This window comes from Paenibacillus germinis (assembly GCF_013141785.1).
Taxonomy (GTDB): Bacteria; Bacillota; Bacilli; order Paenibacillales; family NBRC-103111; genus Paenibacillus_E; species Paenibacillus_E phytorum.
In genome coordinates this window covers 1-12,252 of record NZ_WHOC01000131.1, presented here as the reverse complement: position 1 = coordinate 12,252, position 12,252 = coordinate 1, and the positions used below count along the sequence as shown (strand labels likewise).

The following is a 12,252-nucleotide window of genomic DNA, read 5'->3' as shown; positions in this document are numbered from 1 at the left end:
TGAGCTGCCGCAAGGCAAGCTCATTCACTATCGTTACCCGTTAGCGTAACAAATGGCTGCCGCTGTGACATTTCAAACAGTTGAACTATAAATCCCAAATGCTTCAATAAGCATTTTTATTGATCAGTTTAAATTCTATGTTATTTCCCTGTATGCTTATGAACTTAACAAGTAATGATATTTTGTTATCATCGTTTATTTGGTCCCAATAAAAACTTGCCGTTTCGTCCAATGAATCAAAAACCGGCACCTCCAATGGCTCCCCATTGAATGATTGAAGTATCCCATTAACCTCGCAGCTATACGTATGGATACAATGGCCGGTTCCTTTAGTAAATGCATTAAAATGAAAGAAGTTTCGTATGCAGACTGATGGATCATTCTGTTTAGACTTCAAGATAGATAAGCAGTATGTATTAGAACTTGTATCAATAATACCTGATATACGAGGTGTATAATGTGGGGCATCCGGTTCGAACTCTCTTTTCATAAGTGAATCCTCAAACGATATGCTCTGTTGTAAGCCCTCGAAAATGGTATCTGTCTGATCTCCGTTCGAAATAATATGATATCCTTCAATATCTCTAGCTGGGTAATAAATGATTAGTGAAGGATCCTCCATTTTTGCTGGATCATACGCAGTATTTTTCACATGCAATTGTTCGAGTTCAAAAATACGATTACGACTGTTCGAACTTCTGCCCATAATCCAGTATACCTGAACGTAATGTGTTCCCGATGGATTCATTCCAATAATTAAGGTTCTTCCTGGATAAGTAGCTTCAAACAGATTGTTTCTAAATGAACTCAATAGTGTCACCTCATGGTAATTAGTATGTCTGTAAATGTTCGGTGAAGGCCTTTTAATCTCCTTTTTTTGCATCAAATACTATCACACTATACTGCCCGTTACTTCTATAGGCTGCCGCGGATGCTGGCAGCCTATTTGTAATTGTGCTATCGTTCTCCGTTTAGTTTAGTATTTGTTTTGCATAAGAATCCCAGTCTGCTTCGTCTGTGTTTATCTCTAAAGTGGGAATTAGCGATTGTTTAGCACACCTGCGAAGTTTTTCCTGATCCTCTAAGAACTTTTGACATGCCTCAGTTACCGTGGAGTGGTTTTCCATAATATATGATTTCCAAGCCTCGCTACGACTTTCAATAAATCTGGGCTCAACAGCATCTTGGGACAAGGTTAAGAGTACACAATGTGCATTCAGCCTTGATAGACGTTTTTCCAGCATCTCAATTTCTGCAGAATTTATAAATGCCGCTCGATGATTTACATGGAACCTCTCTAAAAGATAAAATACACCGTTTGATGGTTTCGTATGACCAAGTGAATCAATCCAATTGTATTGTTGCTCAAGATAATCAACATGACGATTTAAAAGCTGAATATGTTCATCCTTGTCCATCGAGCATAAGACGCCTTGGTATGAATGCAAAACTTGCGAATAGTGTTCACTTATTGCTATTATCGTTTTTTCACCATTGTGTGTTTGACTATGTAATCTCTTTATTGCAGTAAATACTGATGTTTTTCCTGCCGTAGACAACCCTTCGATAATTACTCCCCGTATCATATTTCACCTCTTCAGCTCTTTTCCGTATCCTGCCCGCTAGCTAAGAAGGCCGCCGATCATTTTATTTCGGCAGCCTTCCCTTAATGTATGTAATTGAACTAGCGTTCTCCGTTAGCTCAATATGACATATCGGTTTCGATACATGCTCTTTAAAAAAATACTCACAATTAATTCTTTCGTTAAGATTCGATATTAAGGTATAAATAAATTTCTCCATTGTTTTTCTTAACGACAATGACTGAACTTAGATCTAGATCTCGAAGATCATGACCCCAGATACCGTATTTGCCATTTGTTTCATTCCTGTTTTTAAGTTTACCTCTCTCCATCATTGGAATTGTTTTAATGCTGGAAGTATTTTCTTCTTCTTGATAAATAGTATGATATATTTTACTGATCTGATTAATTAAATCTGATCTTAATAGTCTGGAATTATTTATTTCAAACACTTTGGGCTTTTTTAATGGGTAGTCTATGACTATATAAATGCTTTTATAATTTAAAACTACTTCGTCCTTTTTCCTCAATCGTGCCAGTTCATCTTCTGGTGATTCTATACTGATCCAGGGGATTAGTCCATTAGGGAAAGTATCTAAATCCCCTTTATTGGCTTTGACAATAATGGCTGCAGCACCTACAGTTGTTAATTCTCTTGTTCCGTCATCATTTAAGTTATAAAGAGAATCCATTAATGTCGGCAACAGAATTTAGTTTAAAAAAAAGATATTATCCACTTTATTATTAAAATGAAAACCGTAATCCCGATTAACTCAAATATGTAATCTCTCCATGAAAATTTGTCTTTGCTTAATTTCAATTTAAAAACTAGGAAGATTGCAACACCAAAAATAATTGAAAATATCTCCTCCAGCATATACCTCACCTCAAACGTATTGAACTAAAGTTCCTCGTTAGCGCAATCGACGGGGCAATCAAAAGTTCCAGAATGTAACCTAATGCTCTACGACTTCTAATGAAACAATTGTAGCGTTAGCTTCAATTCTGACAACTCCACCAATAGGAATGGTTGCAAACGGTAACAGATGCCCAAAATCCACATTAGAAACTACGGGAATATTTTTAAGCTGTTTTTTCGTAGAAACCATTCTTTTTATAGTATGTATATCCATTTTACAACTATCCTCAAAACGCCCTAATACAATACCTTTGACTCCATCAAACCCTGCTGTTTGAATAATCGATTGCAGGTTTCTTTCAAACTCAAATGTGAAATAATCACCTACAATATTGTCATCCTCAAGGAACAATATCTTATTCTTCAAGTCAGGCATAAATTCTGTGCCCTGCAATAGATTCAAAGTACAAAGGTTCCCCCCCACAATTTCTCCCTCAAAGGAACCCTCTTGAATAGTATAATATTCCTTTGCATGTTCAGACGGCCTAATAAAGAACGTCTCTTTCTTCAATAGACATTTCTCAAAATAGTCATTTGTGTACTCAATTTCATTGTTAAATCCAAAAGAGGAAAAGTGGGGACCATGATATGTGACCAACTTTGTTTTTGCATAGATGGAATTAAGCGAAGCTGTAATATCAGAAAATCCGCATAAAATTTTAGGATTTTTTTCTATAAGCGAGTAATCTATATATTCTAAAATCTGGTTGACGTTAAAGCCGCCGATACAAGTTAGTATGGCTTTTACATTTTTATCAAGAAACGCTTCGTGTAAGTCTTCAACACGGGAGTGTACACTCGAAGAATCGGTTTCATCAATTTCACGGCAATTTTTTGAAAACGAAATTACAAAGCCCTTATTCGAAAGAAATTCTATAGCTTTATCAAAAACATCCTGCCTAATTACATTTAAACTCCTTGAAGGTGCAATTATCCTAATTTCATCACCTACATTTAGTTTGTTTGCTATCATCGAATTCCCCCCGCATGTCGTTCATATTCTACGAAAACGCCACATTTTATATTATAGCTCATTCTCTTGGAATTTTTATGAAAAAAAGTTGCATATTGTATTAAACTGCCCGTTACTTCAACGGACAACGGCAGCCATTCGTGTGCTGGCTGCCGTCATGTCGCTATTGAACTATCGTTCTCCGTTAGTTTAATCTTTCTTCCTCCATAATCCCCCAAAACAGGGAGTGAATCCACTCCTTGTATAAAAGAATGTATGTTTTGAATCGTATGTCAATGTTACAATCTCTATCCCGACACGTTCTGCCTCTTGCAGTAATTTCCTAACTAAGGCTTCGCCAATTCCTTTTTTCTGAAATTCCGGGTGTACAATCATGTCTTCCATGTACCCGTGTTGCAACCCCATCCCCGCAACATAGCCGAATGCTATAAGTTTATTATCCTCATCTCTGAGACCAGCCCAAAAGTTACAACGTTCGAATAATGTTGGATAATCTGAATGTCTGCCGTCCCAACCAACCAGTTCTCTTAAATTGGGAACTTCAACTGCTTCTATTGGCAGATTAATTATTATTTCTTGATTCAATTTATTATCCTCCTTTGTCTATTCTAATTAAAGTTCTACACTATCTTAAAACTACCCTGCCCGTTACTTGAATGAACTAAAAAAGAGCTGCCGCGTAGCAACTCCTTCATTATCGTTTCCGTTAGCGGAATGGGTTACCTATTGTGGCTCTTTCTTAGAAATTCTTGATGGATCTCTATTCTCTTTTTCTTTCTCCATTTATTAAACATAACTAACATAATAATAATGAGCATAATTGCAGTAAGTATGTACCTGTATTGAATCAAAAAGACGACCGTTAATCCTATTTGCCACATCTACATTCACCTCTTCAATCATTACACCACACTATTCGCTACTTTAAGAACGAAAACAGGGAGAAGCTCCCACCTAAGCTGCTCCTCGTTTATTTAACTATCGTTCACAGTTAGTTCAATTGCTAGCAGTCATCATATAGTATTGAGTTTCTCGAACTCATCTTTTGTTTGTCCATAAACGTACTCGTCGTAATGCCTGCCGTTTGTAAAAATCATTTCTCTGAGTATCCCTTCTTGTATAAATCCAAGATGATCCTGCAAAGCACACGACCCCTCATTGAAGGCGTAAACATAAGCATTCACCTTTCGGTACCGTAATTCATCAAAGTAATAACGAAGCAGTATCTTTGTAGCCTCAAAGGCATAGCCTTTTCGCCAATGTTTACGGAAGATAGCTATACCGTATTTAAAGGTTCCGTTACGTGTATCACAACTGTTTGCAGTTATACTGCCAACAAGAGTTCCATCGAGGGATTCTATTGCAAGGAATACATTATCACCATCGGAGGGCTTAGAAGATTTGTATTCCGCCCACGACTTTGTTCCGTCTTCAGATCTCGGAAAATGTATGAAATCGCACAGTCTTGCCCCCCCAGAATCTTGGTCATTCTCATGAAATGCTTTCCAATCCGATGGTAGTACAGGGCGTAATCTAACTTTTGAACCAGACCAAATATTGCTGAACATTCTATATTCCCCTTCATGTGCTTTTGACCTAATTTCACCAATTTTTAAAAGTTGAATCTCTCCCCAACCGACGGTCATGTATTCTGAGGAATTCAATATTGAGCTTACCATTTGCGAAGAGCGATGATAAAACATGCCAGAGCAGCGATTGAAGAGATCGTCCGAATGTGATTCCATGGCATCCAACCGACAAGATATGCTTTCCACACCCGACTTCCCTCAGCGCTCCCAGAAATTACAGAAACTAAGGTTTCATTGAGCGGTACGTTAAATAAGATAGTCACCAGAAAAACGCCGACGATGATGAGTAGGCTACCTATAAACACATATGCAGCACCAGCCGTGCTTAATTTGATGACTGAGGCTATTCCCAGGATGATGGCTAGTAAGGTAGCGCCAAAAAAGATCAAGATAAACAACGATTTCAGGATTGTGGTGTTGATGGCCTGCATGACAGATATGCCTTGATCCACCGAAAGGCGGGCAAGTGCAGTCATGACGAAAGCCGAGAAAGCGAAAAATACGCCAGATAGCAAGCCGGATCCCAATGCGGATGCAAAGGTTAAATAATAGAGCAGTTTGTTCATGGATTATTACCTCCAGCGTCGGTTAAGGTAATAGCCTTTCTTCGTTATATAGGTCGCGATACGATATCGTAGAGTGATTGGAAATCGCCTTTATGATGGTATCCCAGTCATTTTGGTGGAGTTCATGACCTGCCCCCTCCAAGGTCAGCAAAATCGCTCCGGGAATAGATGAGGCAAGAGCAACCCCATGTTCGTAGGGTATAATCGGATCCTCCGTACCGTGAATAACCAGAACCGGGACGCCGATGTCGCTTATTCGTGATAAGTAGGTTTCTCCCCCCATCACCATGCCGTGATTGTTCATGCTCGCCATATTACGACTTCTTTTCACTTCTTCTGCAGCTAAATCATAGATTTTTTTCTCATCGAAAAGATGTTTCGAACCCGCGAGAACTTTCCATTTACCAACCGTAAAAGCAATGACCTCCACTTCATTCGTCCAATCAATCGCCGCAGCATTGGAGAAGTATTCCATCACCTTATCTTCCATCGGCGGAAGATCTGGGGCGAAATTCGATGTAGCGAGCAGTGAAATGGTCAAAACTCTTTCGGGATACCGCAAAGCCAGGATTTGAGTCAACATGCCGCCTATGGAGATGCCTACAATATGGGCTTGTGCGATTCCAAAATGATCGAGGATACAGATCGCATCATCAGCCATATCTTCAAAGGAATATCCGGGATTTCCTAGTTCGTAGGTGGTCGACCGACCGACATCACGATTATCGTAGCGAATAACAAAATGCCCTTTATCGGCTAGATTTTGGCAGAAGTCTTTTTCCCACCAAATCATAGACGCTTGAGCACCCATGATCAATAATATGGCCGGGTGTTCCTGGTTGCCAAAGCTTTCGGCACAAAGTTCGATTCCGTGTACTTTAAACAGTTGTTCGCTCATAAAAAAATCTCTCCTCATGTGAAAAATATAAAAAAACACAGGCCGGCTGCCTGTGCTCAAGTAATCGATAATTAAAAGGAGTGATCGCTTTACGAGTACCTTGTCGACAAATCAAATTCATGCTAAAAACAAACACATGTAACTTGATCAAAATCGATCATCAAGTGGAAATGTTAGCGACCATCATTAAATTAGGTACTGCGGAGGCAGACCATTTTTCGATTACTATGCACACAATATAGCCAATAATAATTACTTTTCATACTGTGCAAAGATAGATCGAAAAATTAATTTGCCACACGCAACCCTCCGTCCAAAATGAATTATTAGTATCTTATCACAGGTTTTTAGTACCTGTCAAAGTCTGGTAAAAATATTGCATCCCGCGACAGTTTGTCGTTGTTTATGAGTTTTGAGCTATCGTTTCCGTTAGCGCAATGGTCAAGTTAACTTGTCAACTCGAAAGTCTCTGTATCCATTCTGATTCAGGCTTCATTATTCGTAATCCTTTTGCGAGCCATTTCTTCTGTTGATCAGTCATAATTGGAAGACAACTGATGAAATCATCATTATCTTTGTCTCTTGGATTCGAACTTTTATATAGCAACTGCCATACGGGATTAACATATGGCCTACCATCACAATCTTTGAGGGCAAAATCAGTTATACTCATCGTTATTTCTTTATTTTTTCGGAAAAGAACGTCATTTTCTTTACGTTCAGTAAGCAAAACTTCTATAAAATCCTTTTCTCTGAAAAGATGTAGACAGTATCTGGGCAGTGATAAGTCGTTTAACTGCACATAGTCAACAAGTCGATTTTCACCTGGTACTGCGACTTTAATATCCCATCCTTCGAAATACCGAAGAGCTTCTTTAACATCCTCGCGGTAAATACAAATATCGATATCATCATGCTGTCTTGCTACTCTACCCAATGCAATATCGACTACCCAACCACCAGCTATAAACCAAGGCTTCTGAAAACCTTTCATTTCATTCATGATAAAATCTAAATCAGAATGAATAAATATCCCTCCTTATATTCCAATATTAGGTTGGATACTTTCGGCAGTATCCTTGTTTTGCCTACTTCTTAGCAGTTATCTTTTCTGAGCAATTTCCATGATATACTGCCAGTTAGTTAACAAAATATTGAGGTTGATATTACATTGGGATAGTGCTCTAGAATAATTGAAAGCATACGTAGATGTCCAAATGGTTTGAATTGTAAATTCCCATCAATATGTTGTCCTAATAAGACTTTTCCACCTAAAGTTTAGAAGTCATTTAAGGTTATTTTTTCGGAGCATAGACGAATAACTTCTTTACGAGTTAAGAGCATTAATGCTTTAGTCTCCATACTGGGTACAGGTTCGTCGTCTGATGATGCTAGGAATATGGGAGTTATGCTTTGTATTGAATTCTGATGTCCCACAATCAATGGACGAGGTTCAATGCTTGCATTTTGAAATTTATTAATAGGAGCCAACTCTATATCAATGTCAAACCTAGTATTGGGACAATAAAAAGTTATTGGTGGCGTTAAAGGAGTTATCCTCATCTGAGACTCTTCAAGAACTTCACGTTGGGCACACTCCCAAGCAGTTTCAGTACCCTCTCTATGCCCGCCAAGTCTAACAATAGCAAGCTCCGATTGATCCACAGTTGGCCCCATCATAAATGCCATTCTTTTATTGGTTAGTACAAACGCTCCAGCTTTCTGAACAACCTGATCATTCACCTTCTCACACCCCTCTATTCTTTTCACAGTCTTGTGCTCAATTCTACCATGATTTAGGTTGATCTTTCCCGTTATCCTGCCCGTTAACGTAATGAAGGCCACCGATCATACCGGTAGCCTCGTCCTGGGTGTTCATTCAACTATAGTTCACGGTTAGTTTAATAAACCCAAAACAATGGATATGCAAATATATTTGATGAAAAAGCCCCTCTGTCTAATTAATGTAAAAACCAGTGTGACCAAGTCGGAGTTGCGTTTCACACCCCTCTTCGACTATTGTTCCCTGTACTGTTGTGGACAGGAATATTATTGTTGATAATAAGGAGAAATTAATCTCCCCAATTTAATGGTATTTTGATTTCCAATGGTTTTTTAGGCTCTTCCTCAAATACATCAATTGGCATTAGGAATTTGAGCCCTGAAACTGAGTCTAATTTCGGGAATTGTAATTTGTAGGAAAAAGTGTCCCTTGAAAGACGTATCGGATGTTTATTGTAGGAATACCGTTTGCCTGAGGAATCTTGAAACATAAGAAAAGGCGTTTGGTTATTAGCATCGCTTGCTTCGTAGTAAACGATAGTTGTATCTGCCAAAAACTCAACATTCGTAATCTTGATGAATCCACCATTGTAGCCTTGCATGGTTAAGGGAAATTTATCGGTATAATCCGCATATACATTTTTCTGGTTCACTGTTACTCCTGATGTATCCATGATTACCAAGGTAAGAAAACGCGGTTTAGGGTTAATCAGAGAAACTGGACTAAAACTTAAAAAATGCTCACCATTCCCTCCCCTCCCTCCAGCATATTCAAAAGGTGTTTCCAAATCATCTTTAATTTTAAAGCTTAAATCCCGTTCTTTCGATTTTATTTCGAGTTGAGTGGTCACAGGTGTGAATGTAATTTTCTTTACGGTAATTGTTTTATTTTTATAAGCAGCCGATATTACGGGATGAAAAGTTGTGGTAAGACGTGATGATTTTTCACTTGATAAAGGAACTGTAACCTTCCAATTCCCCTTTGTATTCCCAATTTGATTTACGGACATGGTTATCTCTGGATGATCTGGTAACGTTGCAGTATCAATCAAGGTTGTTCCTACGAAAGTATGGTCACCGGTTATTGTAAAGACATGGGTCGATATCATAGTAGGGTGAGCACCCTCGATTTTATAATCGTAATTCATAGTAGCGTCCTCTGAAGTTAACTTTGTCTGAGTATTGAGGAAATCGACTTCATAATTAATCACAATTTGAAACCCATCATAAAACACGTCCACAATGGAAAATTTGATGTCTTTATTCGTAGCTGATAGGTTCACCGACGTACTTAAGTTTTTTTGATCGATTTGTTCTAATCCGTTGGGGAGGCCTCCTGAATGCTTATACAGTAATTCAATAAAAGGGATTTTTTTTAACGTTGCACCAAATGTTTGAGATATCATTCCTGCTCCGAAAACGAATACCAAGCATAAGACAACTACGTTGAGTGATAATATCCATTTTCTCCGCTTGGTTGATTTTAGCAGATGTCCCGCTTTTTGATTTCCGCGATTTGACTGCTGATAAAGATACCAAAGGTACTCAAACGATGAGGGAGGGGTGAGAAGTTTCACACGGTCTTGCACGGCCTTTGCTACATCAGACGGAAATTCGCTCTCTCTTTTCTCGTGATTGGCATTCAGAGTCATTTCATATTCTCCTTTATTGGAATGAGAAGATAGTTATCCTCATTGTTTTCCCTTAATTGTTTTAAAGCCGCATGTAATCTGGATTTACAAGTTCCTAGTCGAATACCTAAAATAGACGCAACCTCTTGGAGAGTTAATCCAGCATAATAATGCAAAATAATGACATCTCTTCTTTTTTTCAATAAGTTGTTGACCACTTGCCATAATTCTTGTTCCCTTTCATTTTTCAGAATCAAATCTTCCAAGGAGTCAGACATGGCATCATCTGGAACTTTTCCGAAGAAGGTGAGCCATCGCTGCTTTCTTTGTGTGCTTCTTATCAAATTTATCGTCATCCGAAATAGCCATGGACGTAGGGGTTTTGATGGATCATACAAATGAAATTTTTGAAATGCTCGCAAAAATGTTTCCTGTGTAATGTCATCAGCCAGCATTTTTGACTTGGTCATCATAAGTGCAATTCCATACACATATGAGGAATATTCTATATACATTTCTTTGGATTGTTGCTCTGATATCGGGTATTCCCTCATTAACTATCCCCCTTCCTTAAATTTCATAGTAAATACGCTTTCGAATCAGAAATGGTTCGATTTAAGATGGAATTATATTGAATGTTTACAGTTACTATGATTTTTAGAAAGCATCACTCCAACTGCTTAAAGGCCACCGATCATTGCTGTCGGCAGCCTTCTATTAATGTTTATTGAGCTATCGTTCTCCGTTAGCTTAATGAATAGTCCAGAAGCGTGAACATGCTCCTTGAGCTACTCTTACCACTCAGCTTGTTTAAGGATTTCTGATTTCTCTTCTATAAGTTTAACGAGATTTAGTTTTTCAATAAATGTCTTTATCCAAGTTATCCAAATTGTGTCACATTCATTATCTGCTTGTTCTAAAGCAAGTACGATATAAGGTGTTAAATCCTCAACTTTCATATTTTTCATTAAATTACATGCTTCTTTCGCTCCTGGCCAATTCATATCTCTAAGAAGAAAAAGCATTTGAGGGATCATTCTTACCTGATCCTGATAATCCAATTCAATAATTATCTTCATGCAATTATCCCACTGATCTTTACTTGTATAGGTAATTAAACAGTCAGAAATCTTATCCTTAAGACTAATTAATCTCTTAACTGCATACGTTTGTTCTTCTACAGGTCGATTCCAACTTAATGAAGAAAGTAACAATTTAACATTATCTTCCACGAAATCACCTCTAACCAGTATTTGTGTTCAATTGAAGTATTCGAGAAGTGATTAAACTCTCCTGTCCTTCCCTTGAATGAAAACAGGGAGGAGCTGCCGCGGCAAACTGCTCCCTGTTTATTGTGCTATCGTTTCCGTTAGCTCAATAAGCAATCGTAATTATACATGTTCTAGAGAATTTTCTAGCGTTAATACCATCTGCCCATCATAATACTCTAATTTATGAATGCCGGTATTTGAAGCTGGGAAGGATTTATTTTTATTTGTCCATTCTAGTCCTTTTACAATATGATAAATGACATTCATTACTCCGCCATGTGTAACTATAATTACATTCTCAAGGTGATTCTTACTAGATTGCTCTTCACATAGCATATGATATGATTCCTCTATTCTTTTATAGAATTCTAGTGGACTCTCACCACCAGGAAACCTTTCGTCCATTCGTAAACTTGAGAAATACAAGCCAGGGAATCTTTCATTTACTATTTCGTTGGGCATGCCAGCAATTATTCCATTATTTGTTTCTCTCCAATGGTTTCTACTTTCAACGGGTAAATTCAAAAATCTAGCAATCTCATTTGCTGTGTCTAATGCCCGTTGCAAGTCACTGCTCACGATTCGATGTATTTGAAGTATGTTTTGCTTCTGTTTAAGATAACAACCTAACTTTTCTGATTGCCTATAGCCTTCAACTATAAGCCCACGTTGACTCTAGCCACCACGAAATCCTTCCTCGTCCATACCATGTCTTACAAAATAAATAGCCATTAGTTCCTCCTGAGTTAACGGGACAAGTAGTTCAAGCCCAGCTTTCATCGCAATTCCGACTCCACTAATATTAACACATATTGGAAGTATCCTGCCCGTTAGTTCAATCATAGGTATCCTTTCCAGGTATTTCTATATCCACCTCATTCACTCCCGAACCCATCTGTCGGGAATGAGATCAAGTTCTTGTCAAAATCGGGAATGGGATCAAGTTCTTGTCATTGGCTCGTGACAAGAACTTGATCCCATAAAATAAAAAAACCGCGATTTACGCGGTAATTAATGAGATAATGTTCTTGTCACCCGAC

The 12,252-nt window shown here is 38.1% G+C and carries 14 protein-coding genes; all 14 read right to left on the bottom strand.

The window, feature by feature from the left end:
* Nucleotides 1-103 precede the first annotated feature (103 nt).
* Nucleotides 104-811, bottom strand: a complete 708-nt coding sequence (locus tag GC102_RS23670; protein WP_246321081.1) for an IMP cyclohydrolase — start codon at nucleotides 809-811, stop codon at nucleotides 104-106.
* A gap of 160 nt (nucleotides 812-971) precedes the next feature.
* The gene (locus GC102_RS23665) at nucleotides 972-1,586 is read right to left on the bottom strand and encodes a hypothetical protein (protein ID WP_171691673.1); all 615 of its coding nucleotides are present in this window, start codon (nucleotides 1,584-1,586) and stop codon (nucleotides 972-974) included.
* Nucleotides 1,587-1,765: 179 nt separating this feature from the next.
* The gene (locus GC102_RS23660) at nucleotides 1,766-2,275 is read right to left on the bottom strand and encodes a hypothetical protein (RefSeq protein ID WP_171691672.1); all 510 of its coding nucleotides are present in this window, start codon (nucleotides 2,273-2,275) and stop codon (nucleotides 1,766-1,768) included.
* Nucleotides 2,276-2,539: 264 nt separating this feature from the next.
* Nucleotides 2,540-3,475 carry a S66 peptidase family protein gene (locus tag GC102_RS23655; protein ID WP_171691671.1) on the bottom strand — a complete coding sequence of 312 codons (936 nt, stop codon included), beginning with the start codon at nucleotides 3,473-3,475 and terminating at the stop codon, nucleotides 2,540-2,542.
* A 189-nt stretch (nucleotides 3,476-3,664) separates the two neighbouring features.
* The gene (locus GC102_RS23650) at nucleotides 3,665-4,060 is read right to left on the bottom strand and encodes a GNAT family N-acetyltransferase (RefSeq protein WP_171691670.1); all 396 of its coding nucleotides are present in this window, start codon (nucleotides 4,058-4,060) and stop codon (nucleotides 3,665-3,667) included.
* A 428-nt stretch (nucleotides 4,061-4,488) separates the two neighbouring features.
* Entirely contained in the window at nucleotides 4,489-5,043 is a 555-nt protein-coding gene (locus GC102_RS23645; protein WP_171691669.1) for a GNAT family N-acetyltransferase, read from the bottom strand.
* A 104-nt stretch (nucleotides 5,044-5,147) separates the two neighbouring features.
* Nucleotides 5,148-5,630, bottom strand: a complete 483-nt coding sequence (locus tag GC102_RS23640; protein ID WP_171691668.1) for an anthrone oxygenase family protein — start codon at nucleotides 5,628-5,630, stop codon at nucleotides 5,148-5,150.
* A 22-nt stretch (nucleotides 5,631-5,652) separates the two neighbouring features.
* A complete protein-coding gene (mle, locus tag GC102_RS23635; RefSeq protein WP_171691667.1) occupies nucleotides 5,653-6,528 on the bottom strand; it encodes an alpha/beta fold macrolide esterase in 876 nt (291 codons plus the stop codon).
* 454 nt (nucleotides 6,529-6,982) lie between these two features.
* On the bottom strand, nucleotides 6,983-7,531 hold the full coding sequence (locus GC102_RS23630; RefSeq protein WP_171691666.1) for a nucleotidyltransferase domain-containing protein: 549 nt from the start codon (nucleotides 7,529-7,531) through the stop codon (nucleotides 6,983-6,985).
* A gap of 275 nt (nucleotides 7,532-7,806) precedes the next feature.
* Nucleotides 7,807-8,271, bottom strand: a complete 465-nt coding sequence (locus GC102_RS23625; protein WP_171691665.1) for an NUDIX hydrolase — start codon at nucleotides 8,269-8,271, stop codon at nucleotides 7,807-7,809.
* A gap of 329 nt (nucleotides 8,272-8,600) precedes the next feature.
* A complete protein-coding gene (locus GC102_RS23620) occupies nucleotides 8,601-9,962 on the bottom strand; it encodes a DUF4179 domain-containing protein (protein ID WP_171691664.1) in 1,362 nt (453 codons plus the stop codon).
* Nucleotides 9,959-10,495 carry an RNA polymerase sigma factor gene (locus GC102_RS23615; RefSeq protein ID WP_171649545.1) on the bottom strand — a complete coding sequence of 179 codons (537 nt, stop codon included), beginning with the start codon at nucleotides 10,493-10,495 and terminating at the stop codon, nucleotides 9,959-9,961. Before GC102_RS23615 ends, GC102_RS23620 begins: the two co-directional genes overlap by 4 nt.
* A gap of 240 nt (nucleotides 10,496-10,735) precedes the next feature.
* Entirely contained in the window at nucleotides 10,736-11,173 is a 438-nt protein-coding gene (locus GC102_RS23610; RefSeq protein WP_171691663.1) for a DUF5071 domain-containing protein, read from the bottom strand.
* A gap of 159 nt (nucleotides 11,174-11,332) precedes the next feature.
* Nucleotides 11,333-11,872, bottom strand: a complete 540-nt coding sequence (locus GC102_RS23605) for a histidine phosphatase family protein (RefSeq protein ID WP_312883367.1) — start codon at nucleotides 11,870-11,872, stop codon at nucleotides 11,333-11,335.
* Nucleotides 11,873-12,252: the final 380 nt, after the last annotated feature.

Coding starts and splice junctions, on each gene's coding strand:
- GC102_RS23665 (WP_171691673.1), bottom strand. CDS start 1,586: ATGATACGGGGAGTAATTATCGAAGGGTTGTCTACGGCAGGAAAAACA.
- GC102_RS23660 (WP_171691672.1), bottom strand. CDS start 2,275: ATGGATTCTCTTTATAACTTAAATGATGACGGAACAAGAGAATTAACA.
- GC102_RS23655 (WP_171691671.1), bottom strand. CDS start 3,475: ATGATAGCAAACAAACTAAATGTAGGTGATGAAATTAGGATAATTGCA.
- GC102_RS23645 (WP_171691669.1), bottom strand. CDS start 5,043: ATGTTCAGCAATATTTGGTCTGGTTCAAAAGTTAGATTACGCCCTGTA.
- GC102_RS23640 (WP_171691668.1), bottom strand. CDS start 5,630: ATGAACAAACTGCTCTATTATTTAACCTTTGCATCCGCATTGGGATCC.
- mle (WP_171691667.1), bottom strand. CDS start 6,528: ATGAGCGAACAACTGTTTAAAGTACACGGAATCGAACTTTGTGCCGAA.
- GC102_RS23630 (WP_171691666.1), bottom strand. CDS start 7,531: ATGAATGAAATGAAAGGTTTTCAGAAGCCTTGGTTTATAGCTGGTGGT.
- GC102_RS23620 (WP_171691664.1), bottom strand. CDS start 9,962: ATGACTCTGAATGCCAATCACGAGAAAAGAGAGAGCGAATTTCCGTCT.
- GC102_RS23615 (WP_171649545.1), bottom strand. CDS start 10,495: ATGAGGGAATACCCGATATCAGAGCAACAATCCAAAGAAATGTATATA.